Source organism: Alcanivorax sp., from assembly GCF_019431375.1.
GTDB classification, from domain to species: domain Bacteria; phylum Pseudomonadota; class Gammaproteobacteria; order Pseudomonadales; family Alcanivoracaceae; genus Alcanivorax; species Alcanivorax jadensis_A.
This window is the reverse complement of record NZ_CP080267.1, coordinates 1366724-1390697: the sequence shown is the minus strand read 5'-3', so window position 1 is coordinate 1390697 and position 23974 is coordinate 1366724. Positions and strand designations below refer to the sequence as shown.

Annotated in this window: 23 protein-coding genes; 18 read left to right on the top strand and 5 right to left on the bottom strand. The window is 58.4% G+C overall.

The window, feature by feature from the left end:
* Positions 1–46 precede the first annotated feature (46 nt).
* The 11 genes from serC (at position 47) to KZ772_RS06320 (ending at position 11661) form a co-directional block, all read left to right on the top strand.
* Entirely contained in the window at positions 47–1129 is a 1083-nt protein-coding gene (serC, locus tag KZ772_RS06370) for a 3-phosphoserine/phosphohydroxythreonine transaminase (RefSeq protein ID WP_290538979.1), read from the top strand.
* 12 nt (positions 1130–1141) lie between these two features.
* Positions 1142–2224: a prephenate dehydratase gene (gene pheA / locus KZ772_RS06365; RefSeq protein WP_290538978.1), complete on the top strand. Its 1083-nt coding sequence runs from the start codon at positions 1142–1144 to the stop codon at positions 2222–2224.
* A 201-nt stretch (positions 2225–2425) separates the two neighbouring features.
* The gene (hisC, locus tag KZ772_RS06360; RefSeq protein ID WP_290538977.1) at positions 2426–3529 is read left to right on the top strand and encodes a histidinol-phosphate transaminase; all 1104 of its coding nucleotides are present in this window, start codon (positions 2426–2428) and stop codon (positions 3527–3529) included.
* 128 nt (positions 3530–3657) lie between these two features.
* Positions 3658–5916 (top strand): bifunctional prephenate dehydrogenase/3-phosphoshikimate 1-carboxyvinyltransferase, encoded by a 2259-nt coding sequence (locus tag KZ772_RS06355; RefSeq protein WP_290538976.1) that lies wholly within the window; start codon positions 3658–3660, stop codon positions 5914–5916.
* Positions 5913–6596: a (d)CMP kinase gene (gene cmk / locus KZ772_RS06350; RefSeq protein ID WP_290538975.1), complete on the top strand. Its 684-nt coding sequence runs from the start codon at positions 5913–5915 to the stop codon at positions 6594–6596. Before KZ772_RS06355 ends, cmk begins: the two co-directional genes overlap by 4 nt.
* A 182-nt stretch (positions 6597–6778) precedes the next feature.
* Positions 6779–8461, top strand: coding sequence for a 30S ribosomal protein S1 (rpsA, locus tag KZ772_RS06345; protein WP_290538974.1), 1683 nt, complete (start codon positions 6779–6781; stop codon positions 8459–8461).
* Between the two features lie 68 nt (positions 8462–8529).
* Complete coding sequence (ihfB, locus tag KZ772_RS06340; RefSeq protein ID WP_290538973.1) at positions 8530–8880, top strand: integration host factor subunit beta; 351 nt, start codon at positions 8530–8532, stop codon at positions 8878–8880.
* Positions 8881–8937: 57 nt separating this feature from the next.
* Positions 8938–9168 carry a DUF1049 domain-containing protein gene (locus KZ772_RS06335; RefSeq protein WP_290538972.1) on the top strand — a complete coding sequence of 77 codons (231 nt, stop codon included), beginning with the start codon at positions 8938–8940 and terminating at the stop codon, positions 9166–9168.
* The gene (gene lapB / locus KZ772_RS06330) at positions 9165–10334 is read left to right on the top strand and encodes a lipopolysaccharide assembly protein LapB (RefSeq protein ID WP_290538971.1); all 1170 of its coding nucleotides are present in this window, start codon (positions 9165–9167) and stop codon (positions 10332–10334) included. The genes KZ772_RS06335 and lapB overlap by 4 nt, the downstream gene beginning before the upstream one ends.
* A 234-nt stretch (positions 10335–10568) precedes the next feature.
* Positions 10569–11264: an orotidine-5'-phosphate decarboxylase gene (gene pyrF / locus KZ772_RS06325; protein WP_290538970.1), complete on the top strand. Its 696-nt coding sequence runs from the start codon at positions 10569–10571 to the stop codon at positions 11262–11264.
* 94 nt (positions 11265–11358) lie between these two features.
* The gene (locus tag KZ772_RS06320) at positions 11359–11661 is read left to right on the top strand and encodes a helix-hairpin-helix domain-containing protein (protein ID WP_290538969.1); all 303 of its coding nucleotides are present in this window, start codon (positions 11359–11361) and stop codon (positions 11659–11661) included.
* 151 nt (positions 11662–11812) lie between these two features.
* Here KZ772_RS06320 and KZ772_RS06315 read toward each other — a convergent pair whose 3' ends face one another.
* The gene (locus tag KZ772_RS06315) at positions 11813–13129 is read right to left on the bottom strand and encodes a succinylglutamate desuccinylase/aspartoacylase family protein (RefSeq protein WP_290538968.1); all 1317 of its coding nucleotides are present in this window, start codon (positions 13127–13129) and stop codon (positions 11813–11815) included.
* A gap of 14 nt (positions 13130–13143) precedes the next feature.
* Complete coding sequence (locus tag KZ772_RS06310; RefSeq protein ID WP_290538967.1) at positions 13144–15024, bottom strand: ATP-binding cassette domain-containing protein; 1881 nt, start codon at positions 15022–15024, stop codon at positions 13144–13146.
* A gap of 296 nt (positions 15025–15320) precedes the next feature.
* Between KZ772_RS06310 and KZ772_RS06305 the strand changes: the two genes are divergently transcribed.
* Both KZ772_RS06305 and KZ772_RS06300 read left to right on the top strand, forming a co-directional pair.
* On the top strand, positions 15321–16451 hold the full coding sequence (locus KZ772_RS06305; protein WP_290538966.1) for a sterol desaturase family protein: 1131 nt from the start codon (positions 15321–15323) through the stop codon (positions 16449–16451).
* Between the two features lie 112 nt (positions 16452–16563).
* Positions 16564–16971 carry an SMI1/KNR4 family protein gene (locus tag KZ772_RS06300; RefSeq protein ID WP_290538965.1) on the top strand — a complete coding sequence of 136 codons (408 nt, stop codon included), beginning with the start codon at positions 16564–16566 and terminating at the stop codon, positions 16969–16971.
* A gap of 193 nt (positions 16972–17164) precedes the next feature.
* Here the strand turns inward: KZ772_RS06300 and trmY are convergent, their stop codons facing one another.
* Positions 17165–17767: a tRNA (pseudouridine(54)-N(1))-methyltransferase TrmY gene (gene trmY / locus KZ772_RS06295; protein ID WP_290538964.1), complete on the bottom strand. Its 603-nt coding sequence runs from the start codon at positions 17765–17767 to the stop codon at positions 17165–17167.
* A gap of 237 nt (positions 17768–18004) precedes the next feature.
* On the opposite strand from trmY, the gene KZ772_RS06290 reads away from it, so the two are divergent.
* The 5 genes from KZ772_RS06290 to KZ772_RS06270 all read left to right on the top strand — a co-directional run bounded on the left by KZ772_RS06290 (position 18005) and on the right by KZ772_RS06270 (position 22428).
* Positions 18005–19152, top strand: a protein-coding gene (locus KZ772_RS06290; protein WP_290536301.1) for an IS3 family transposase whose coding sequence is annotated in 2 segments (ribosomal slippage) — positions 18005–18242 and positions 18242–19152 — 1149 coding nt in all. Because the reading frame shifts where the segments join, the coding sequence is not laid out codon by codon here.
* Positions 19153–19654: 502 nt separating this feature from the next.
* Positions 19655–19924, top strand: coding sequence for a hypothetical protein (locus KZ772_RS06285; RefSeq protein ID WP_290538963.1), 270 nt, complete (start codon positions 19655–19657; stop codon positions 19922–19924).
* A 191-nt stretch (positions 19925–20115) separates the two neighbouring features.
* A complete protein-coding gene (locus tag KZ772_RS06280) occupies positions 20116–20625 on the top strand; it encodes a YdeI/OmpD-associated family protein (RefSeq protein ID WP_290538962.1) in 510 nt (169 codons plus the stop codon).
* A 251-nt stretch (positions 20626–20876) separates the two neighbouring features.
* Entirely contained in the window at positions 20877–21392 is a 516-nt protein-coding gene (locus tag KZ772_RS06275; RefSeq protein ID WP_290538961.1) for an adenylate kinase, read from the top strand.
* 169 nt (positions 21393–21561) lie between these two features.
* Complete coding sequence (locus tag KZ772_RS06270) at positions 21562–22428, top strand: DUF1295 domain-containing protein (RefSeq protein WP_290538960.1); 867 nt, start codon at positions 21562–21564, stop codon at positions 22426–22428.
* 74 nt (positions 22429–22502) lie between these two features.
* Here the strand turns inward: KZ772_RS06270 and KZ772_RS06265 are convergent, their stop codons facing one another.
* Together KZ772_RS06265 and KZ772_RS06260 are read right to left on the bottom strand one after the other, a co-directional pair.
* Positions 22503–23408, bottom strand: coding sequence for a DMT family transporter (locus tag KZ772_RS06265; RefSeq protein ID WP_290538959.1), 906 nt, complete (start codon positions 23406–23408; stop codon positions 22503–22505).
* Positions 23408–23962 (bottom strand): nitroreductase family protein, encoded by a 555-nt coding sequence (locus KZ772_RS06260; protein WP_290538958.1) that lies wholly within the window; start codon positions 23960–23962, stop codon positions 23408–23410. Before KZ772_RS06260 ends, KZ772_RS06265 begins: the two co-directional genes overlap by 1 nt.
* Positions 23963–23974: the final 12 nt, after the last annotated feature.

Genomic DNA, 23974 nt, shown 5'->3' with positions numbered 1-23974 from the left:
TTGATTCACCGGTTTGCTACTTTCAATCTAGTCACGGAGAAAATGCATGTCCCGCGCCTATAACTTCTGCGCAGGTCCAGCGGCGTTGCCGACGGACGTTCTGGAGCAGGCCCGTCAGGAAATGCTGGATTACCAGGGCATGGGCCTGTCCATCATGGAAATGAGCCATCGGGACAAGGTGTTCGTGGAGATTGCGGAAAAGGCTGAGCAAGACCTGCGCGACCTGATGGGGATCAGCGACGATTATGCCGTGCTGTTTCTGCAGGGGGGCGCGTCCACCCAGTTCGCCATGATTCCCATGAATCTGCTGGGCGAGGGCGAAACGGCCGATTACATCAACACCGGGCAGTGGTCGAAGAAGGCCATCAAGGAAGCGGGCCGCTACGGCAATATCAACGTGGCAGCCAGCAGTGAAGACACCAACTTCACCACCGTGCCCCCCCGGGATAGCTGGCAACTGTCCGCCAATCCGGCCTATGTGCATTACTGCCCCAATGAAACCATCGGTGGCCTGGAATACAGCTTTATTCCGGACGTGGGGGACAGCTCGCTGGTGGCGGACATGAGCTCCACTATCCTGTCCCGGCCCATCGATGTGAACCGCTTCGGGCTGATCTATGCCGGTGCCCAGAAAAACATCGGCCCCGCCGGTCTGACCCTGGTGATTATTCGCAAGGACCTGCTCGGCAAGGCCGGCGCCCATGTGCCTGCCATGCTCAATTACCAGACCCATGCGGACAATGGCAGCATGTACAACACACCGCCCACCTTTTCCTGGTACCTGGCCGGCCTGGTGTTCCAGTGGCTGAAAAAGCAGGGCGGGGTGAGGAACATGGCAGAAACCAACCAGCGCAAGGCCGAAAAGCTGTATGGTTTTATTGATAACAGTGGCTTCTACAGCAACCCGGTGGAGAAAATCAGCCGTAGCTGGATGAACGTGCCCTTCGTGCTGGCCGATGCCAACCTGGACAAGCAGTTCCTCAGCGAAGCCGACCAGGCGGGCCTGTTGAACCTGAAGGGCCATCGCAGCGTGGGCGGCATGCGTGCCAGCATCTACAATGCGGTACCGGAAGCAGCAGTGGATACGCTGATCGCCTTTATGGCGGACTTCGAAAAACGCAACGGCTGAGCGGGGACCGCCATGACCGAATCTCTCGAAAATTTGCGTAACCAGATCGACGAGCTGGACCAGCGGCTGCAGGACCTGCTCAACGAGCGCGCCACCCTGGCCCACAAGGTGGCTGAGGTGAAGACCGCCACCGACCCCAACCCGGTGTTTTATCGTCCGGAACGGGAAGCCCAGGTATTACGCCGGGTGAAAGAGCGCAACCAAGGGCCGCTGGACGGCGAAACCATGGCGCGCTTTTTCCGCGAGATCATGAGTGCCTGCCTGGCCCTGGAACAGCGCATGAAGGTGGCTTTTCTGGGGCCGGAAGGCACCTTTACCCAGCAGGCCGCCCTCAAGCATTTCGGCCATGCGGTGGAAAGCGTGCCGCTGGGCGCCATTGATGAAGTGTTCCGGGAAGTGGAAGCCGGTGCCGCCCACTATGGCGTGGTACCGGTGGAAAACTCCACCGAAGGGGTGGTCAATCACACCCTGGATACCTTCATGACCTCCAGCCTGAAAATCTGTGGCGAGGTGGAGCTGCGTATCCACCATCACCTGCTGGCCGGCGAGCACACCCGCCGTGACAAGGTCACCCGGGTCTACTCCCACCAGCAGACCCTGGCCCAGTGCCGCCAGTGGCTGGATGCCCATATGCCCGGGGTCGAGCGCATTGCGGTGAGCTCCAATGGCGAAGCCGCCCGTCGTCTGAAGGACGAGTGGAATGCCTTGGCCATTGCCGGGGAAATGGCGGAAGAGCTGTATGGCCTGGAAGCGGTGCAACGCAATATCGAAGACCGCCCGGACAACACCACCCGCTTCATCATCATTGGCCGGCAGGACACGCCGCCGTCCGGCAACGACAAGACCAGCCTGATGATCAGCGGCAAGAACCGCCCGGGCCTGCTCTATGAAGTGCTGGCGCCGTTCCGCGATGAAGGCATCAACCTGACCCGCCTTGAATCCCGGCCCTCGCGGACGTCCAATTGGAGTTATGTGTTCTTCGTGGACTGCGAAGGCCATAAGGAAGACGGCAGGTTGCAGCCGGTGCTGGACAAGCTGGAAGCGGCCGGCAACACCATCAAGCTGTTGGGTTCGTACCCGAAAGCGGTGTTATAGAGAATTGGGTCTGACGTCGGAGGTCTGACGTCGGACGCCTTTGCGCTGTGGTGGTCTACAAGAACAGTGGATGCCGGATCACCTGACAGCCTGTCAGAAGAAGTTTTTTGCGTCAGACGTCCGACTTCAGACGTCCGACCCCGACCAGGTAACCTCGGTAGTCAAGGTTGGCAGCCAAGGTGCAAAGGGAGCACAGACACCATGACTTGCGACTACATCGAACTCGCCAACAGTGGCGTTCAGCAGCTCAAGCCCTACGAGCCGGGCAAGCCCATCGGGGAGCTGGAGCGGGAGCTGGGTCTCACCGATATCGTCAAACTGGCCAGCAATGAGAACCCGCTGGGGCCCAGCCACAAGGCCCTGCATGCGCTCAAGCATCTGCATGAGCTGCACCTGTACCCGGATGGCGCCGGTTTTTCCCTGAAGGCGGCACTGGCGGAGAAGCTGGGCGTGCAAACCAATCAGCTGACCCTGGGTAACGGTTCCAATGATGTGCTGGACCTGATCGCCCGGGCCTACCTGCAGCCCGGCGATGAAGCCATCTTCTCCGAGTACGCCTTTGCGGTGTATCCGCTGGTGACTCTGGCCTGCAATGCCAAGCCGGTGGCGGTGCCGTCCAATCTCTATGGCCACGATCTGGCGGCCATGGCGGAGGCGGTCACCGAGCGTACCCGGGTGATTTTCGTGGCCAACCCGAATAACCCCACTGGCACCTGGTTCAATGCCCATGCCCTGGATGAGTTCCTGTCGCGGATTCCGGAGCGGGTGATCGTCGTGCTGGACGAGGCCTACTTCGAATACGTAGAAGAAAGCCACTACCCGAATGGTATCGATCGTCTGCAAAAATACCCGAACCTGGTGGTAACGCGCACCTTCTCCAAGATTCATGGTCTGGCCGGCCTGCGTATCGGCTATGGCGTCTGTAACCCGCAAATTGCCGATGTGCTAAACCGGGTGCGCCAGCCATTCAACGTGAATACCCCGGCCATGGTGGCCGCCGAGGCGGCCCTGTCCGACGACGATCACATCGAGAATTCCCGCGGCGAAAACACCAGTGGTCTGGTGCAGATCGCTGAAGGCCTGCAAAAGCTGCATCTGGAGCAGATTCCCTCGGTGGCTAACTTCATCGCCTTCGACTGCGGTCGCGCGGCCCAGCCGGTCTATGAAGGTTTGCTGCGCGAAGGGGTGATCGTGCGGCCTCTGGGTGGCTACGGTATGCCGAACTTCCTGCGTGTGACCGTGGGCACCAGCCGTGAGAACGAGCGCTTCTTGCAAGCTCTCAAGAAGGTGCTGGCGGATGGGTAATGCCAAACCCTTGGAAATACCCGCTGTAGGAGCACCGCTTGAGGTGCGAACCTGCTTGCGACATGCCGTGCCAGATTCGGTTCGCACCTCAAGCGGTGCTCCTACAGTGCGAACCGGGAGCGTTTGCCATGTCTGAACCCCTCTTTAACCGCATTGCCGTTATCGGCCTTGGCCTGATCGGCGGTTCCTTTGCCGCTGCCGCCCGCAAAAACGGGCTTGCGGCTTCCATCGTGGCCGGCTCCCGCTCGGCGAGGACGCTGGAGCAGGGGATTGCCCTGGGCGTAGTCGATGAAGGTAGCCAGGATCTGGCGGAGGCAGTCAACGGCGCCGATCTGGTGTTTGTCTCTACCCCGGTGTCTGCCATGGGCACGGTGCTGGCGGCGCTAAAGCCGGGTCTGTCCCGCACGGCAATCATTACTGACGGCGGCAGCGTCAAAGGCAATGTGATCACCGCGGCCCGTGCCTCCCTGGACGAGCATTACCCCCGTTTCGTGCCCGGCCATCCCATTGCCGGCAAGGAAAAGAGCGGCGTCAGCGCCGCCGATGCGGACCTGTACCGGGATCACCGGGTCATCCTGACACCCACCGAGGCCACTGACCCGGCCGCGACCGCCCGGGTGCGGGCGATCTGGACCGCCATGGGCGCGGAAGTGCTGCAGATGGCGCCGGATTACCATGATCAGGTACTGGCGGAGACCAGCCATCTGCCCCATCTGCTGGCCTTTTCGCTGGTGGATACCCTGGCCCGGCAGGGCGACTCCACGGAGATCTTCCGCTATGCTGCCGGCGGTTTTCGCGACTTCACCCGTATCGCCAGCTCCGATCCGGTGATGTGGCACGACATTTTCCGCGAGAACAAGGCCGCGCTGCTGCAGTCCCTGGACCTGTTCAGCGACGGTATCGCGCGCTTCCGCCAGGCGGTGAGTGACGAGGATTCCGATGCCCTGATGGGCATCATGACCCGCGCCAATACGGCCCGGGCCCATTTTATGGCCATGAACGAGCGCACCTCCTATACCCGCGCCCACCATTCAGGTGACGACACAACCATGACAGACAGCACCAACCTCCACAGCAAGAGTGCCAACCCCACCTTTGTGGTGACCCCGGGTGGTCGACTCACTGGCCGGGTCCGGGTACCCGGCGACAAATCTATGTCCCACCGTTCCATCATGCTCGGCTCCCTGGCCGAAGGCGTGACTCAGGTAGAAGGCTTCCTGGAAGGCGAGGACGCCCTGGCAACGCTGCAGGCATTCCGCGATATGGGTGTGGTCATCGAAGGCCCCCACAACGGCCAGGTGACCATCCACGGTGTCGGCCTGCATGGCCTCAAGGCGCCGGGCAAACCGCTCTATATGGGCAACTCCGGCACCTCCATGCGCCTGCTTACCGGGCTGCTGGCTGGCCAGGCCTTCGATGTGGAGCTCACCGGCGATGCCTCCCTGTCCAAGCGTCCCATGGAGCGAGTGGCCAAGCCCCTGCGCGACATGGGTGCACAGATCACCACCGGTAACGAAGGGCGCCCGCCGGTGCGTATCCGTGGTGGTCAGCCCCTCAAGGGCATTCATTACGACCTGCCCATGGCTTCCGCCCAGGTGAAATCCGCGGTGCTGCTGGGAGGCCTGTACGCTGAAGGTGAAACCTCGGTCACCGAGCCGGCGCCCACCCGTGACCATACCGAGCGGATGCTGGGCGGCTTTGGCTATGACGTTCGCCGTGACGGGGCCACCAGTGCGCTGACCGGCGGCGGCAACCTCACCGCCTGCAAGCTGGAAGTGCCGGCGGATATTTCCTCGGCAGCCTTCTTCCTGGTGGGTGCCTCCATTGCCGAAGGCAGTGACGTGACGCTGCCCCACGTGGGTATCAACCCCACCCGTACCGGGGTTATCGACATTCTCAAGCTGATGGGCGCAGATATCCGTCTGGAAAACCAGCGCGATGCCGGTGGCGAGCCGGTGGCCGACATTGTGGTCAAATCCGCGTCGCTGAAGGGGATCGAGATTCCCGAGGAGCTGGTGCCCCTGGCCATCGACGAGTTTCCCGCCATCTTCATTGCCGCAGCCTGTGCCGAAGGGGATACCATCCTGCGCGGTGCGGAAGAGCTGCGGGTGAAGGAATCCGACCGTATCCAGGTGATGGCCGATGGCCTGGCCGCGTTGGGTGTGGATCACCAGGTATTCGAAGACGGCATCCGCATCAGCGGTGGCCCGTTCGGCGGCGGCGAGATCCAGTCCCACGGTGATCACCGTATTGCCATGAGCTTTGCCATGGCGTCCCTGCGCGCCTCTGGCCCGATTACGATCAATGACTGCGCCAATGTGGCCACCAGCTTCCCGGGCTTTGCCCAGCTGGCGGCTCACGCGGGCCTGAACCTGGAGGTGAAATGACTGCTCCGTCCACCGCTGTATTAACCATCGACGGACCGGTTTCCTCCGGGAAAGGTACCGTGGCCCGGCTGGTAGCGAACCGCCTGGGCTGGCATCTGCTGGATTCCGGCGCCCTCTACCGGGTGCTGGGTTATCACGCGAGAAATCAAGGGGTTGCCCTGGATGATGAGGCTGCCCTGGTGGCCATGGCACAGTCCCTGCCGGTCCGTTTTGTGGAGCAGCAGGGCGATACGGCGGTGATTCTGGATGGCGAGGATGTGTCCAACATCATCCGTCAGGAAAGCGTCGGCGAGCTGGCCAGCCAGGTGGCCGTGCTGCAGCCGGTGCGTGATGCGCTGCTGGCCCGTCAGCGGGCCTTCGCCGAGGCTCCCGGCCTGGTGGCCGATGGCCGGGATATGGGCACCGTGGTGTTTACCTCTGCCCCCCTCAAGATTTACCTGACCGCCAGCGCTGAAGAGCGCGCCAGACGGCGCTTTGAGCAGTTGAAGGAAAAGGGCTTTGGTGCTACCCTCGCGACCCTCGTTGAGGACATCCGCACCCGGGATGACCGTGACATGAACCGTGAGGTGGCACCATTGTGCCCGGCAGACGATGCCGTGGTGATTGATTCCACCACCCTGTCGGTTGATGACGTGGTTGACCGGATTCTTGATGAGGCTGCCGCTCGCCAACTGGCGTAACGCAGCACACACGCCATCGAACTCCTTCGGCAATCCGTGTCGAGGGGGGATTCTGATTTTGTGTAAAAGCGGTTGATCTGCTTGACCCTGAAAAAGTAAGCCAGCTGGGGAAGAGTGGATCGCTTTCGTTGACTAACCCATGTCTGCTGGTTGGCATGTGACTTAAATACAGAGTGAATTTCATGACCGAATCTTTTGCTGATCTCTTTGAAGAAAGCCTCAAGGACCTGGACGTTGCCCGTGGTTCTATCATCAAGGGTACTGTTGTATCCATCGATAGCGACTGGGTAACCGTTAACGCAGGCCTGAAATCCGAAGGCATTATTGCCCGTGACGAATTCATCAACGAGGCAGGCGAACTGGAAATCGCCGAAGGCGATGAAGTAGATGTAGCCGTAGATGCCATCGACGATGGCATGGGCTTCACCCGCCTGTCCCGTGAAAAAGCCAAGCGCGCCGAAGTGTGGGGCGAGCTGGAAAAAGCTTTCGACGAAGACGAGATCGTAAAAGGTATGATTTCCGGCAAGGTGAAGGGTGGCTTCACTGTCGATATCGGCCCGATCCGTGCGTTCCTGCCGGGCTCCCTGGTCGACATCCGTCCGGTGCGCGACGTTGCTCACCTGGAAGGCAAAGAGCTGGACTTCAAGGTCATCAAGCTGGATCCCAAGCGCAACAACGTTGTGGTTTCCCGTCGTGCCGTGATGGAAGCCGAGCACAGCGCCGAGCGTGAGCAGCTGCTGGAAACTCTCCAGGAAGGCATGGAAGTCAAGGGTATCGTGAAGAACCTGACCGACTACGGTGCGTTCGTGGACCTGGGCGGCATCGACGGCCTGCTGCACATCACCGACATGGCCTGGAAGCGTATCAAGCATCCGAGCGAAATCGTGGAAGTGGGCCAGGAAATCGACGTCAAGGTACTCAAGTTCGACCGCGAGAAGATGCGTGTTTCCCTGGGTCTGAAGCAGCTGGGCGAAGATCCGTGGCACGATATCGTGGGCAAGTACCCGGAAGGCACCCGCGTCAAGGCGAAGGTGACCAACCTGACCGATTACGGCTGCTTCGCCGAAATCGAAGAGGGTGTAGAGGGTCTGGTTCACGTATCCGAGATGGATTGGACCAACAAGAACATCCACCCGTCCAAGGTTGTAGAGATCGGCGACGAAGTGGAAGTGATGATCCTGGACATCGATCAGGACCGTCGTCGTATTTCTCTGGGTATCAAACAGTGTCAGTCCAACCCGTGGGATGCCTTCGAAGAGAAATACCAGAAAGGCGAGCGCATTTCCGGCAAGATCAAGTCCATCACTGACTTCGGTATCTTCATCGGTCTGGAAGGCGGCATCGACGGTCTGGTGCACCTGTCCGACATTTCCTGGGAAGAGCAGGGCGAAGATGCCGTGCGTAACTTCAACAAGGGTGATGAGCTAGAAACCGTGGTTCTGTCCATCGACGCAGAGCGCGAAAGAATTTCCTTGGGTATCAAGCAGTTGACAGACGATCCGTTTGCTCAGTATGTTGCTGCTAATGACAAGGGCGCAATCGTCAAGGGCGTGATCAAAGCGGTAGACGCGAAAGCAGCCACCGTTGAGCTTGCCGAGAACGTGGAAGGCACCCTGCGTGCCAGCGAAATCAGCCGCGACCGCGTTAACGATGCGACCGAAGTGCTTAACGTCGGTGACGAAGTGGAAGCGAAAATCACCAACGTTGATCGCAAGAACCGTGTTCTGAGCTTGTCCATCAAGGCGAAGGACCAGGCCGACGAGCGTGAAGCCATTGACGGGCTGTCTGAACAGCAGGACGCCAATGCGCCGAAGACCATCGGTGACCTGATCAAGAAGCAGATGGAAAGCAGCAACGAGTCATAATACGGCTCCTCCCGGGGACCGGCATCGTGCCGGTCCCACTGGGCTGGGAGCCCAGGGAGCAAGCTGTAATGGCGTTAACCAAGTCGGAATTGATTGAGCGGATTGCCGATCGGCAAAACCAGTTGTCGCCCAAGGATGTGGAGCTGGCAGTCAAAACGCTTATCGAGCAGATGGCCGATTCTCTGGCCGGCGGAGGTCGTATCGAAATACGCGGCTTCGGCAGTTTTTCCCTCCATTTTCGTGCGCCCCGCGTGGGACGCAATCCCAAGACCGGTGCCAGCGTCGAGCTGCACGGCAAATATGTTCCCCACTTCAAACCCGGTAAAGAGCTGCGCGAGCGCGTTAACGATTCACTGCATGAAGAAAGTGGTGAAGGTGTTGATAATGGCTCCAGCGGCAATCAGGCTGCTATTAGCTAAACCGCCTTTGTTGTTACCGCCCGGCACAGGCCTGGCCAGTAAAGAGGGAACCCTGCGATGCGAAACCTGTACCGGATTCTGGTAATTCTGGCCGTGGTGGCCGTTTTTCTTTTTGCCTTCCTGTTTGTTACCAGTAATCGTGATCTGGTGACGCTGGATATGCTGTTTTATCAATGGCAATGGGATGTCTCCCTGGGTGTGCTGGTGATCGGCGTACTGGCCATTGGTCTGTTTCTGGGGCTGCTGGCGGGCATCGGCCTGCGCGGCCTGAAGAGCCTGTTTTCATGAGTGAATCGTTCTGGCTGCTGCCGTTCTTTTTTGTTGCCATTGCCGCCGGGTTTTTTCTCGGTCGGCGAGAGAGTAAGCGCCGACAGCGTCGGCGTATGGCCTCCCTGTCCAAGGACTATGTGGCCGGCATCAATTTCTTTCTCAATGAAGAGCCGGACAAGGGCATCGAAGCCTTGCTCAAGAGTCTGGATGTGAGCGAAGAGGGGCTGGATACCCACCTGGCCCTGGGCAAGCTGTTCCGCAAGCGGGGTGAATTCGACCGCGCCGCCCAGCTGCATACCCACTTGCTGGAGCACGGCGACTATGGTCGTCCGGTACAGGAAGAAATCCAGCTGGAGCTGGCCCAGGATTATCTGGCCAGCGGCATTTTCGATCTGGCCGAGCAGGTACTGCTGGAAATGCTGGATCAGGATTGCCAGGCCAAGGATGAAGTCTGCCAGCAGCTGATGGGCCTGTACGAGCAGGAGCGTGACTGGGTCAATGCCATCAGTATGGGCGAACGGCTGATCAAGAGCCGCCCGGCGCTGGGGCCTGTGCTGGCCCAATACTGCTGTGAGCAGGCGGAAAACCTGCGCCGTGATGGCGACATCAATCCGGCCCGTCGCATGCTGCGTCGGGCCCTGTCCTTCGATGACCAGTGCGTGCGTGCCAGCTTTGCGGAAGGCGAGCTGGAAATGGGCGAGCAGAACTGGGATGCCGCCATCCAGGCGCTACAGCGCATTTGGGTGCAGGACAGCGACTTCTTCGATGAAGTGCTCGACAAGCTACGCACCTGCTACCAGCAGCAGGAGAAAGACGAGGAATTCATTCAGATGCTGGCGGACTACAGTGCCGAGAAACCCAGCACCAGCCGCATCCTGCTGCTCGCCGAAACGCTCAAGGAGCGCTATGGCGACAAGGAAGCCGCAGACTTCATTGCTGAATACATGAAAGCCAATCCCTCCGTGCGCGGCCTCAACCGGATCATCGACATGAGCCTGGCCGGCAGCGCCGAAGGAGAAGCCCGCGAGCACCTGGGCGTGCTCAAGCAACTGTCGGAGCAACTGCTCAACGACAAGAGCCTCTACAAATGCCGCCGCTGCGGTTTCGAAACCCCCCTGATGCAATGGCGCTGCCCAAGCTGCAAGCGCTGGGGCTCGATCAAGCCGGTGGTCAAGGAAGTCTGAGCCGCCCCCCGTAGGAGCGTCGCTTGCGGCGCGATCAAATCAGTTGCGAGTAACGAGAAGCGAGTTTCGAAAGGCAAAACACAGGATTGCTTGTGAAGGTTTTCGCTCCTCGAAACTCGAGCCTCGAGACTGTGTCTATCGCGCCGCCAGCGACGCTCCTACGGAGAGGGTTGCTGGTTGAACCGTCTTCTCGCAACTCATACCATAGCGCCACCAATTCCCGAGGACGCTCCCATGCCTATTCCCAGCCCTGTTATTGTCGCCCTGGATTACCCCGATGCCGCCCAGGCGCTGGCCATGGCGGATCAACTGGACCCGGGCAAGGTGCGTGTCAAAGTCGGCAAGGAAATCTTCACCCGCAGTGGCCCGGCCATTGTCGAAGGGCTGCACAGCAAGGGTTTCGAGGTCTTTCTGGACCTGAAATTCCACGACATTCCCAACACCGTGGCCGGTGCCGTGGCGGCGGCGGCGGATCTGGGGGTGTGGATGGTCAATGTGCACGCCAGTGGTGGCCAGCGCATGATGGAGGCCGCTGCCAATGCCATCGCCAATCATGCCAATCGGCCCCACCTGATTGCGGTGACCGTGTTGACCAGCATGGAAGCCGCAGATCTGGAGCAGGTGGGGGTGATGGATGAGCCCAACGTGCAGGTGCAGCGCCTGGCTGAGCTGGCCAAACGCTCCGGCATGGATGGAGTCGTATGCTCCGCCCAGGAGGCGACCATGCTCAAGGAAGCCTGTGGCCGCCAATTCGAGCTGATTACTCCGGGCATCCGCCCGGCAGGCGCCGACGCCGGTGACCAGCGCCGCGTGCTGACACCGGTGCAGGCCCGGGATGCGGGCGTGGACTATATGGTGATTGGCCGCCCGATTACCCAGGCCGCCGAGCCTACAGCGGTAGTGGACGAGATATTACAAAGTCTTGCCTGAGCCACTTACGCAACCCGTAACATTCGGCTGATAACGTCCGCTCACCTGGCTTTCTATGGTGTGGTCTCCAACTGATAAAAATATGGAGATCAATATGAAAGCATTGAAAGCGGTTGTGATGTCCTTGCTGCTGGCGCTGAGCCTGCCGGCCCTGGCGGTGGAAGTGGAAGCGGTCAAGGACGCAGCCGAAACTCAAACGGAAAACCGCATCAACCTGAATACGGCGGATGTTACCCAGCTGCAGGAACTCAAGGGTGTCGGCCCGAAAACGGCAGAAGCCATCGTGCAGTGGCGTGACAGTCAGGGGCCTTTTACCAGCGTAGATCAACTGCTCGCCATAAAGGGGATTGGTGAAAAGACCCTGGCAAAAATGCGTGACAGTCTGGTGGTGCAGTAAGGCTTCACCGGTGCCGTTGGAGCTTTGCTCGCAAAGCGAAGCGCTCTGAAAAACCTTCGCCTTGTGAACAAGGCTCCAACCGGTTTTAACGCACCATAAAAAAAGGCTTCCGAATGGAAGCCTTTTTGCGTTATGGCTTTTGTTGCTCTTGTCACTCTTCCGAATGATTTTCCTCGTTATCCGCCTGGCTCAGGTCATCGGCCCGGTCTGGCTCCGGTGCGGGTTCGTGGGCCGGGGTGTCGCCCTGCTGCTGGCGCTTTTCCTCTTTTTCCTGGGTGGCTTTCTCCGCCTTGGCTTCCACTTCTTCCGTGGTTTTTTCTTCGCCGATACGGAAGGCCGCAAAGCCGGCATGGACCACCTGGTTCACTGCCATCCCCAGAACACGGCCGTTATAGGGCGCAATGATGGCGCTGCCGGTATTGCTGATCGGGTCGGTGACGGTACCCAGCACCTGGCCTTTTTTCACCTTCTGATTCAGTTCCACCTCGGCAAGCAGGATGCCGCCCTGGGTGGCACGAATCCATTCGGACTCATAGAACACCGGCTGCGGGGCGCTCCAGAAACGGCTGGCCTTACGCATGCCCAGATTTTCCAGCAGGGTATCGATGGCCTGAACCCCATTGCTCACCGCTTCGGTTTCCAACCGGTTGGGGCCACCGGCCTCCATGGTCACCGCCACAATATTCTTTTTCACCGCCGCGTCGCGCAGCATGCCGGTGACGCCGGGGCTGTGCAGCACGGTCATGCCGCCGAAGTGCTTGGCAAAGGCCACCACGTCCGGGTTGTCCAGGTCGGCCCGTAGCTGGGGCAGGTTGACCCGTTTCTGGGAACCGGTGTGCAGGTCCACCAGATAATCGCAGTGGCGAACAATGTTGCTGAACAGGGAGTGGGCCACGCGACTGGCGGCGCTGCCTTTCTTGTTGCCCGGGAAGTAGCGGTTCAGATCCCGGCGGTCGCTTAGATACCGAGAGCCACTGCGAAAGCCATCCAGATTGACGATGGGCACACCGATCACGGTGCCGGCCAGTTGGTCCGGTTCCAGCTCGTACATAAGCCGGCGCACCATCTCGATGCCGTTCAGTTCATCACCATGAATGGCGGCAGTGAGGCACAGCCGGGGGCCAGCCTTGTCGCCATGGGCCACCAGCACCGGTACCGGGGTGGCAATGGAGGCAAAGGATTGATCCGGGGTCCAGTGCAGGGTGGCAAAGCTGCCCGGCGCTACCTGCTGACCCAGCAGGGACAAGGGCAGCGGAGCGGGGTCGGCCGTCGGCTGGCCCTGGGCGTCCGCCATGGTGCTGTCGGCCTTGTTGGTATCCGAGCTGCTGGTGGCCAGGCCATCGCTTTCCTGTTGGCGCTCCACCGCTCGCTCTTCGTCTTCCACTTCATTGGCCCAGCCCGGCGTTGCCGCCAGACTGAACAGGATAAGGATTGCCTTGATAGCCAGCGAAGACCACGTTTTATACACAAAAGCTCCTTGATTCAGCCAAGCTGATCCAGCTCGTCCCAGCGAGCGAAGGTGGTTTCCAGTTCCGCCTGCAGCTCGGTTTGTTGCTGTTGGGCGGCACTGATCTCTGCCGGGTCGCCCTTGAAAAAGGCCGGGTCCGACATGCGCGCCTGTACCGCTTCCAGTGCCGCTTCCAGCTGCTCGATTCGTTCCGGCAATTGTTCCAGCTCACGCTGATCCTTGTATGACAACTTCTTGCGTTTCGGGGCTGTCGGGGCCGGTTCGAGCACTGGCTTGGCGGATTTGACGGTTTTCCCCTTCACAGGTTCCGGACGCTGACGCAACCAGTCCTGATAGCCACCCACATAGCTGTTGAGCTCGCCGTTTTCAAACACCAGGGTGGAGGTCACCACATTGTCGATAAACTCCCGGTCATGGCTCACCAGCAGCAGGGTGCCCTGGTAATTCATCAGCTGTTCTTCCAACAGCTCCAGGGTTTCCGCATCCAGGTCGTTGGTGGGCTCATCCAGTACCAGCAGGTTGAAAGGGTTGGTGAACAGCTTGGCCAGCAGCAGCCGGTTACGCTCGCCCCCGGACAGGGACTTCACCGGCTGGCGCACCCGGCTCGGGTCGAACAGGAAATCCTGCAGGTAGCCGATCACGTGCTTGTTCTGGCCATTGATGGTGACCACATCGGAGCCTTCGGCCACGTTGTCGATCACGCTCTTTTCCTCGTTGAGGGTATCTCGCAGTTGATCGAAGTAGGCCACCTGTAGCTGGGTGCCCAGCTTCACGGTGCCGCTGTCCGGCGCCAGTCGGCCCAGCAGCAGGCGGATCAACGTGGATTTGCCGCAGCCATTGGGGCCAAGGATACCCACCCGATCGCCACGCAAGAGGTTCACGGAAAAGTCCCGCACGATGGTCTTGCCGTCTACGCTGTAATTCAGATTCTCGGCTTCCACTACCACCTTGCCGGAATTGTCGCCGCTCTGGATGGTCAGGCTGGCGGTGCCGGTGCGGTTGCGGCGCTGAGCGAATTCATCGCGCATGGCCTTGAGGGCACGCACCCGGCCTTCGTTACGGGTACGGCGCGCCTTGATACCCTGGCGGATCCACTTTTCTTCCTGGCTGAGTTTCTTGTCGAACTCGGCGTTGGCCCGTTCTTCCGCTTCCAGCGCCGCCTGTTTGCCGCTCAGGTACTTCTCATAGCTGCCCGGCCAGCTGGTCAGCTTGCCCCGGTCCAGCTCAATGATGCGGGTGGCCAGGGAGCGGATAAAGGCCCGGTCGTGGGAAATGAATACCAGGGTAGCGCCGTAGCTCTTCAGGAACTCTTCCAGCCACTGGATGGAATCCATGTCCAGGTGGTTGGTGGGCTCGTCCAGCAGCAGGATATCCGGTTCCTGCACCAGCGCCCGGGCCAGCAGCACCCGCCGCTTCATGCCCCCGGACAGGCCGGCAAAGGGCTGGTCGCCATCCAGCTTCAGCTTGGACAGCACCGTGTCCACCCGCTGGGACAACTGCCAGGCGCCACAGGCCTCGATTTCGCTGCTCAGCTGCTCGAAACGGGCCAGAATCTTGTCGTCACCATCGCCAAGATGATGGACCAGCTCCGCATGCTCACTGAGCAGGGCGCCATGCTCGCCGAGACCCTCGGCCACCATGAAATGGACGCTGTGATCCTGGTCGTCCGGCACTTCCTGCTCCAGGCGAGCCACAGTCAGCCCCTGGGTCTTCTCGATCTGGCCGTCATCCGCATGGATCTCTTCGGCAATCACCTTCATCAGGGTGGACTTGCCGGCGCCATTACGACCAATCAAACAAAGCCGCTCCCCCGGGTCGATAGACAGGGTGACGTGATCCAGCAGCGGCTGCTGCCCATAACTGAGCTGAATGTCGCGGAGGGTAATCAGAGGCATACTTTATGGATAACCAAATATGTGAATAATGTGGTGGAGCAGCGACTAGCTACGAGCTTCCAGCTGCTAACGCGATCCGGCTTTCGGGTGAACAGAATAACGGCGTGCCCGCGACCACTTTGCAATAATCGCGTGCACGGAGTCAGTCCTATGCCGCCTGGCTGATGCGCGTTGTAGCTAGAAGCTCGTAGCTAGTCGCTATGTTTCTTGAACGCGCAGTGTAGCAGCTTGTTACGGGCGTGTAGTGGTGTCTGAAGGGATCATCGGGCAGCCTTGGCTCAGAAGGAGAACAACAAATGACAGACTTTTTGCGGGAACGCTACGAAGAGGTGGATCTGACCCCGGGGCAGGGCAAGATCACCGCCACCCTCTCTATCGGGCTGGGGATCCTGGCGCTGATGGGCAGCTTCTGTTTCCTCTACCCGGAGTTGCTGACCACTCCGGAATTCCGGGCCTTCTACAATGCTGACGTGCTACGCGTGGCGTTGTTTATCGGCATTGGCATCGGCTTCATCTGTGGTTTCTTCAGTGTGCTGCGACACCAGGAAAGGCGTTACGGCATCATCGGCATGGTGCTGGCCTGCATGGCCGCGCTGATCGGCTCCGGCCGGCTGGACGTGCCGCCGGTGGAAGGCCGCAGCCTCTATGCCGGGCTGGACTACTTCATCCTTACCCTGCTGGTGCTGGCGCTGGTGTTTATTCCGCTGGAGCGGGCTTTCCCCAAGGACCCGGACCAGAAAACCCTGCGCGGTGGCTGGGTCACGGATATCAAGTATTTCCTGTTCAGCCACGTGGGCCTGCAACTGATCAGCTTCTTCACCATCATCCCCATTCAGGTGCTGCTGCATGACAAGGTGGATATCGGCTTCCAGCAGGCCATCGCCAGCCAGCCCCTGTGGCTGCAGTTCATTGAAATTCTCATCGTCATTGACCTGGGCAGCTACTGGATTCACCGGGCCTTCCACGAGGTGCCGTGGCTGTGGAAATTCCACGCTGTGCATCATTCCACCACCCAGATGGACTGGCTGGCCTCCTCGCGCCTGCATGTGGTGGAAATCATTGCCAACCGCTTTATCGGCTACCTGCCCATCTTCATCCTGGGTTTTTCGCCATCGGCGGTGTATGCCTATCTGGTGTTCGTGTCATTCCATGCCATCTTTATCCACGCCAATGTGCGCTTCCGGTTTCCGGGCATCCGCTGGCTCATCGCCACCCCGGAATTCCATCACTGGCATCACTCGTCAGAAGACCAGGCCGTGGACAAAAATTACGCTGCCTTTCTGCCCATCTACGATAAACTGTTCGGCACCCTGATCATGCCCGACCGGCTGGCTGCCGAGTACGGCACCCGGGCCAGCACCCAGGTGCCTGAGGGCGTGGTCGACCAGTTCCTGTTCCCGTTCCGTCGGGATCACCGCCAGGAATAAAAACTGTATCGTTGGAGCCATGCTTGCATGGCGAGTTGGCCCAAGCGAAATTCGCCATGCAAGCATAGCTCCAACAACCATTCTGCTGACAACGCCAACCGGAACGCTATAAATGGATGACCTGATCGACCTGCTGCGCGAACGCCACCAGGGCTCTCTGGTAGCCCTGGAACTGCCGGACGAAGACCGGCTGGTGGAAATCGAGGAACAACTGCTGATTTCCCTGCCGGGAGAGTACAAGGAATTCCTGCTCACCACCGGCGACATCCTTTGCGGCAGCCTGGAACCGGCCACCGTTATGGACGACTACGCCCACAACTTCCTGCCCGAGTTGGCTGCCCAGGCCTGGGACCAGGGTATGCCCCGTTCCCTGATCCCGGTCTGCCAGGCTGAAGAGGGCCTCTACGCCATCGCCCAGGATGGCCAGATCGTCTTCTGGGTACCGGGGGAGGGCGTCAACGAGGACGAGGAATGGAGTTCTATCTGGCAATGGGCGCGTGAGGTTTGGCTGGAAAGCTGATTAAGAGCAGTTAATAGTTAACAGTGAATAGTTAATAGCTAAACCCTACGTCCAACCGACCTGACGAAGCCGCTGTAGGAGCTATGCTTGCATGGCGATCTGAGCCTTGGCGAAGAAACGGCGCGGGCCCTCGCGCCCAATCCAGCAAGTTGAATGCTCCGGCTTCGGAGGCTTTACGCCTCGAGAGAACCTCCTACATCCCCGCCAAATCCAGCTCATTATTAATCAACACCACACACTGCGACGCAAACAGCATGGTCGGCCCCAGGCTGATCTTCTCCGTGCCGAGCCGCTTCAGGCTATTGAAACTCTTCTTCGGCATGGGGATGTGATCGGTGAGCAGAAAGCAGGGCTTTTCTGCGAATGACAGCTCCCGAATGCTCTGGCCCTTGGGGTCCATCATGTAAAGCTGATGCCCGTCCTCTGCCAGTTCCTTCACCAGTTTCTCGAAGCTGAGTGTGCGCACGGAAATGCCGCTTTCCACGGACTTCATCTGCTCCTTGCCCATACCGGCAGAGGCATCCAGCGCCCGTACCACCTTGGCCAGCAACGCCTGCTCATGAAAGCCACCAATGTCGCGCATCTCCGCCGCCACAAAGGTAATGGTGCGAGAAAAGTCCTGGGTACTCTCCAGCACCAGATGCACGACCACATCGTCCCGATGTGACTGCGCCACAAAGATCGCATTCATCAGGGTGTGGGCGAGGATCTCGCTATGGGCATCACCGCCCACATTGGCCAGCAGGGTCTGGCTATTGGTGGAGGCAGCACGGGCACGGAGGACAAAGGTACGCATTATCTGGGGCTCTGGAGAATGTGGGGGGATTGTACATCAGACGTTGATTGGGCGTGGAGACAGGGATGATGCACGGGAAGGCACGCCCGTTTTCAACGGAACGTTCCTTTGAACTCCGTGTAAGACATTGGCTATTTCACTCTAACTGATTGATATGAGAGTATTTTGATAGATTGAATCGCCACCAGTTTGCTAGACACCTTTCAGCCATCCAAAATGGCAATCAGAGAGGTATCTATGAGTAGCAAACGCTATCCCGAAGAATTCAAGATTGAGGCGGTTCGCCAGGTGACGGATCGTGGTCACAGTGTGGCCCAAGTGGCTGACCGACTCGGCGTCACCACCCATAGCCTGTACGCCTGGATCAGGAAGTTTGGCCCGGATTCCGAGCAGCATCAGGCCAATGCAGATGACCAAGCCGAGATTCGCCGGCTCCAGAAAGAGCTCAAGCGCGTTACCGAAGAGCGAGACATCCTAAAAAAAGCCGCGGCGTACTTCGCCAGTCAGTCCGATTGAGGTACGCCTTCATTCAGGAGCACAGCGAGCGGTGGCCAATCCGCTCACTGTGTTCTCTGTTGGACGTTCACCCCAGTGGCTTTTACGCCTGGCAGAGACAGCCTCGTTCAGCTCGTGCAATCGAGGACGAGCGCCTGTCCGGGCTGATCAAGCAGTTCTGGCTGGAATCCGGGGCCGTGTATGGCTACCGGAAGGTTCATACCGATCTGCGCGAGTATGGCGAGCGATGCGGGCCCAATCGAGTCCACCGCCTGATGCGCCACGCAGGAATACGAGCGCAGGTGGGGTATCGTAAACCACGCCATAGGGCTGGGGAGCTGCACAAGGTGACACCGAATATCCTTCAGCGCCAGTTCAATCCGCAAGCCCCGAACGAGAGCTGGGTAACGGATATTACCTATATCCGCACACATGAAGGCTGGCTGTATCTGGCGGTTGTTCTAGATCTGTTCTCAAGACGGGTGATCGGTTGGTCAATGCAATCCAGGATAACCAAGGAACTGGCGCTGGATGCGCTGCTGATGGCGGTCTGGCGTCGCAAGCCTGAGGGCAAGGTGGTTGTTCACTCCGACCAAGGAAGCCAATACACCAGCCACGACTGGGACTCGTTTCTGAAGGCGCATGAGCTGGAGGGGAGTATGAGTCGGCGCGGTAACTGCCACGACAATGCTGTTGCTGAGAGCTTCTTCCAGCTGTTGAAGCGGGAGAGAATAAAGCGAAAGATTTACAGCAGTCGGGACGCGGCCCGGGCAGATATTTTTGATTATATCGAGATGTTCTATAACAACCGTCGACGCCATGGTTCTAATGAAAAGCTGTCACCGGTAGAGTATGAAAAGCGTCACCAAGAACGGCAGGGAAGTGTCTAGAGAACTGGTGGCGATTCAGATTGAGCGGGGTGGGTGGCTCGGAGTTATACGGAACCGAGTTATACGGAACGTTCTAATTAATACGTTGTTATGACTACTGAATGGCTTGTTGCATCTTGGGTTGCAGGAATAATTTTTTTGTCTGTGGCTGCCCTGTGGGCCAATGATAGGTTGCGCAGGCTGCCTAGGTTTGAGAATTGGATTGTTCCTCCCGTGCTAGTGTTGGGCTGTGTTGTCTCTTACCTTGTAGGATTGGTGGCAATAATTAGCCTAGAGGGAACGATTAAAGAGGTGCTCTTGTATCCTTTGGTTGCTCCTGGAGTTTTGCTTTGGCTCTGTGCTGTCATGGTAATGCCTTTGTGGCTAGATATTTTGGCTGGTGTTTTCCGTGCTATCGATGAAGCGGCTAAAAGGTTTTTCAAAAAGTCATAACAAGAAGCTCCAGCCGATCGCTGACGCGCCGGCTGAGCATGGCGTTAAGCATAAATAAAGGAGAAGAAAAATGGATTTTATTGCGTTGGGTCTGGCAGCTTTGGGAACTTTTATTGTTTTAGCCGGCTTCTACAGGGCTAGCAAGGTGACAAAGAAGTTGTGGAAAAGCCTCATCCAGGTGTTTTCACTACTGCTGGGCTTTATTGCCCTTGCAGTATTTCCTGTATCTGTTGAGACAGCATCAAGTGCAGGGGCTTACTGGTTCATAATCCTTATTGGCTGTTCTGTAGCATCAAAGGTTTTTTTCAAAAAGAAAGAAGGTGTTAGCGAAATAGCTTAACAAGGGCCTGCATGATACGAGGTCTTGCATCGTGCATCGAGGTGCACGATACAAGCCCCGAAGGGTGCATGCTTAGCAAGTCTTTCATTTCACATTAGAGGCTAATGAATATAGTTCTATAGTGAGGCTCGCCAAGGTTATGGTTTCAGGTTTATTAGGTCTCGGACAGGCGTCAAATCAAGGAAGAAAACATGGTTAACCCCACTCTTGTCGGCAAGCGCTTTTCTTTTGAGGCGGTGTTGGAGAACTGGGCCGAAGGCATGAATTACTGCGCGGTTCCTGTCCCTTCGGATATTACGGAGGCTCTGGGCACCAAAGGCCCAGTGTTAGTCGAGGCCTGCGTCAATGATTCAGCACCATTTCAGGTTAGCCTTTTCCCTGTGGGTGGTGGGCAGCACTACATTCGTATCAAGGCCAGTGTGCGTAAGCTCACGAATACCCGAGAAGGTGACAAGGTCCGATTGGATTTTGTGGTAGTTGATCCCGGAGACGTTGAGATTCCTGAAGACTTGTTGGAGATGCTGGAGACGGAGGGTTTGGTGGACGCCTTTATGGATATTCCTCCAGGAAAGCGAAATTTCATCATTCGGCGTATCAAGGAAGTGGTAAAACCTGCCACTCGCGGAAAAAGGGTCAGTGAAGGCCTGTCTGCGGCTTATGAAAGGCAGTCAAAAATGCTAGATCAGGGCAGCAAAGATTGATGCCTGTGATCGTGAGGTCAATAAAATACTGGGTTATTAGGTCATCTCTTGTGAAGCGGGTTCCCGGATTGACAATCCAGTGACCTTCAAGAATGATCAAACCATGAATTCAAATCTTAAGCAAAGCGCGCAGCGAATTATCATCATCCCATAGGGGGGTGGTGCGGTTTGGCGTGTCTTTGCTTTCAAACCCACCCATGAGGTGGGTTTGTTGTTTCTGCCTCTTGGGAATGGTTATTTCAGGAGGACGGATGAAGAAGGTCGCGGTTTTTGGCAAGCCTGGCAGTGGGAAATCCACATTGAGTAAAGCGCTAGCGTCTGCATCGGGTTTGCCTCTGTACGCATTGGATTCACTGGTGTACCAACCTAATGGTGAACGGGTAGCCCGTGCGATATTTGACGAATCGCACGCCAGGATACTGGCTTCGGAGCACTGGATCATCGAGGGTTTCGGCCCGCTGGCGGCATTTCATCAACGATTGGAGGCCGCCGATACATTGGTTTATGTGGATTTGCCCTATCTGGCCAGCTACTGGTTTGTGACCAAGCGTTTGCTGAAGGGGCTGTTCGTAAAACCCGAAGGCTGGCCGGAGGGGAGTTCGGTTCTCAAAGGGACGCTGGAGAGTTACAAGGTGCTGAGGCTCTCTCCGGCTTTTTGGAATGAGGCTTTTCTTTCCCGCCTGAAGACACTTTCAACCGGTAAAACTCTCCATGTGATCACCTCGGTGGCTGAACTGGATCAATTTGTTCGTGAGCATTTCCGTTAGGCAATGGGGAGCAATTGCGTCCAAATTCGCAGTAAAACAACAACAGTGTGATGTGGCCGATAACCATAGACTGTTTGGGGAGATCCCCGATGTACCCGTTGACATCACAGAGGGATGAGTCTGGTGAGCTTTGGACCGGTATTGTGTAGCTTTCAGCGCCATCTGGGCAGTGGCCATTTCCTCGGGTAACACTGCGCTTGCCGATCTTTTGCTGATCAATGGTGCCGTGCAGCTGGTCTTGTTTGGCCTGGTTGCATGGCTGCCTTTCATGAAAACCGGGCGTATGTCATTTGTGGATATTGCCTGGCCATTCGGCGTCGCGTTGACTGGCGTGCAAATTGCCCTGCTGGGCGATGGTGAACCCTTCCGCAGATTCTGTGTGGCAGGCGTGTATCTGCTGATTGGTCTGAGAATGGGCTTGGGGGCGCTAACGATGGCCCGGGCGACGGGTGTGATCTTTCAAACGGAGTTCCCCCGTTATGAATACCGCCGGATGTTGCTTGAAGACGGCGGCAAGAAACATGTTCGTTTTCATATGCAGGCAGAGATACTGGCACAAGGCCTCGCTAACGTTTCCGTGCTGGCTATTCCAGGCTTCCTGTTGTCGGTGAATGGGGAGGGCACAATCCATCTGCTGGAAGGGGTCGGTATTGGTATCTGGCTGCTGGCTTATTTGCTTGAGTCTACGGCCGATGTACAGAAGCTGCGCTTTATCGCCAACAACAGGGGCGGTGTGTGTAACGTGGGGCTCTGGAAGTACAGCCGCCACCCCAATTACTTTTCAGAATGGCTTGTGTGGACGGGGATTGTGATCGCGGCGATTCCCTCATGGTGGTTATTGCTGCACGCTGAAGCCCTGTTCACCTGGATCGTACTTGGTGTCGGTGGGGCTGCAGCTTCACTGATGATGTATATCACCCTGGTGTATCTCACTGGCGCCGTTCCTGCCGAATATTATTCGGTGAGGAAAAGACCTGACTATCAGCAGTACCAGAAAACCACCAACCGGTTTTTCCCCTGGTTCCCCAGAAAATAACCGCCTGACCGGGGTGCGCGGATAACGGATTCAGGCCTTGCTGCGAGCATGAGCGGCGAGGCCGCTGGCCTGTCTTACGCATCCTGACAGATCACCGGCTTGCTTGCCTTCGGCCACAGGCTGATCACCATCCCGATCAGAATCACCAGCGCTGAGAGCCAGGCCGTTAGCGGGTAAGACTCCCTCATCCACACGCTGGCAATCAGCAAACTGGTACCCGCGGCGACATAGCCGGTCTGGCTGAGTAGTACCGGGCCACCGAACCTTTGCAGCCGGAATATCAGTGGCGCAATGAGGCCTGCCAGGGCCAGATGCCCTGCGGCCAGTTGCGGGTTATCTACGGCGCTTTTCCAGATAGCCTCGTTGCCGAAAATGAGGGCTGCACTAGCGTAGAGGATCACGGCCAGGGTATGGCTCCAGAATGCCAGCAGTTCCGGAGACGCCTGGCCGGGCCAGTCCAGTGTGCGGTAGAGGTTGCCAGCGGCGAGGGCAAGCGGGATCAGGGCGGCAAGAGCAAGCCAGAGTGCTTCTGCAGGTGCACCGAGGCTGCCTCGGGTGAGGCTGATGCCGGCAGCGCCCCCAAGACCGAGCAGCAGGCCCAGGGTTTTCTGCCTTCCCAACGTGCCCATGCCCGCAAGTCGGGTCAGTGTGAGGGTGAGGACAGGGGACAGGGCAAACATGATGCCGCTGTAACCAGCACCCACCTGTGGCACGACCAGAAACACCAGCAGGCTGGGGCTGGCAAACGTGATGGGGCCGGTAATCAGAGCGTAGCGCCATTGCCGGCCCCGGGGTAACTCAAGACCGCCTGTCAGCATCAGCAGTGTCAGCAGGGTAAGGCTGGCGCCGAGCGAGTTGAGTATTACCCAGGTCATGGCGGGCATCTGGGCGATGCCTGCCAGTTTGGCCAGCGGGAAGGTAAAACCCAGCAGCATGCCTGAGGCCAGCAGCAGAAAGCGGGTATCTCGGGTGATGATCATCAGTAGCGTCCACGGTTGATCAATTGATCCAGGGGCAAGCGGTCGCTGGGTATCTCTCTGCGCAGGGTGTCTGGCAAGGAGGTCGGATCTCCAAGAGCGCCCACGGCAATGCCGATTTCCACATGCAGATGCTTTGGCACGGCCAGCTCGTTACGGACGGCGCTGTGGTGGATGCCTCCCATGGCATGGGCCTGGTAACCCAGCTGGTGAGCTTGCAGGGCCAGATGGCTCCAGGCCGCACCCGCATCAAAACGGTGGGTCGGGCTGTTGGAATCGCTGAGCAGGAAGATCAGGGCACCGGCATCCTGTGCCCAGCTGGCGTTGAATGGATCCAGCAACGCCACGAAGGTGGCCCAGTGGGCATCGCCACGAAGGGCATAGAGAAAGCGCCAGGGCTGCTTGTTATACGCAGAGGGGGCCCAGCGTGCCGCTTCGAACAGGGTTAGCAGGTCTTCCTCGGGCAGGGCGACGCCGTCAAAGGCGCGGGGGGACCAGCGAGCCAGGAACAGCGGATCGACGGGTAGGGTGCTGTGGCGAGTGAGCAGGGCGTTCATGAGGGTTCTCCT

Coding starts and splice junctions, on each gene's coding strand:
- serC (WP_290538979.1), top strand. CDS start 47: ATGTCCCGCGCCTATAACTTCTGCGCAGGTCCAGCGGCGTTGCCGACG.
- pheA (WP_290538978.1), top strand. CDS start 1,142: ATGACCGAATCTCTCGAAAATTTGCGTAACCAGATCGACGAGCTGGAC.
- hisC (WP_290538977.1), top strand. CDS start 2,426: ATGACTTGCGACTACATCGAACTCGCCAACAGTGGCGTTCAGCAGCTC.
- KZ772_RS06355 (WP_290538976.1), top strand. CDS start 3,658: ATGTCTGAACCCCTCTTTAACCGCATTGCCGTTATCGGCCTTGGCCTG.
- cmk (WP_290538975.1), top strand. CDS start 5,913: ATGACTGCTCCGTCCACCGCTGTATTAACCATCGACGGACCGGTTTCC.
- rpsA (WP_290538974.1), top strand. CDS start 6,779: ATGACCGAATCTTTTGCTGATCTCTTTGAAGAAAGCCTCAAGGACCTG.
- ihfB (WP_290538973.1), top strand. CDS start 8,530: ATGGCGTTAACCAAGTCGGAATTGATTGAGCGGATTGCCGATCGGCAA.
- KZ772_RS06335 (WP_290538972.1), top strand. CDS start 8,938: ATGCGAAACCTGTACCGGATTCTGGTAATTCTGGCCGTGGTGGCCGTT.
- lapB (WP_290538971.1), top strand. CDS start 9,165: ATGAGTGAATCGTTCTGGCTGCTGCCGTTCTTTTTTGTTGCCATTGCC.
- pyrF (WP_290538970.1), top strand. CDS start 10,569: ATGCCTATTCCCAGCCCTGTTATTGTCGCCCTGGATTACCCCGATGCC.
- KZ772_RS06320 (WP_290538969.1), top strand. CDS start 11,359: ATGAAAGCATTGAAAGCGGTTGTGATGTCCTTGCTGCTGGCGCTGAGC.
- KZ772_RS06310 (WP_290538967.1), bottom strand. CDS start 15,024: ATGCCTCTGATTACCCTCCGCGACATTCAGCTCAGTTATGGGCAGCAG.
- KZ772_RS06305 (WP_290538966.1), top strand. CDS start 15,321: ATGACAGACTTTTTGCGGGAACGCTACGAAGAGGTGGATCTGACCCCG.
- KZ772_RS06300 (WP_290538965.1), top strand. CDS start 16,564: ATGGATGACCTGATCGACCTGCTGCGCGAACGCCACCAGGGCTCTCTG.
- trmY (WP_290538964.1), bottom strand. CDS start 17,767: ATGCGTACCTTTGTCCTCCGTGCCCGTGCTGCCTCCACCAATAGCCAG.
- KZ772_RS06285 (WP_290538963.1), top strand. CDS start 19,655: ATGGATTTTATTGCGTTGGGTCTGGCAGCTTTGGGAACTTTTATTGTT.
- KZ772_RS06280 (WP_290538962.1), top strand. CDS start 20,116: ATGGTTAACCCCACTCTTGTCGGCAAGCGCTTTTCTTTTGAGGCGGTG.
- KZ772_RS06275 (WP_290538961.1), top strand. CDS start 20,877: ATGAAGAAGGTCGCGGTTTTTGGCAAGCCTGGCAGTGGGAAATCCACA.
- KZ772_RS06265 (WP_290538959.1), bottom strand. CDS start 23,408: ATGATCATCACCCGAGATACCCGCTTTCTGCTGCTGGCCTCAGGCATG.
- KZ772_RS06260 (WP_290538958.1), bottom strand. CDS start 23,962: ATGAACGCCCTGCTCACTCGCCACAGCACCCTACCCGTCGATCCGCTG.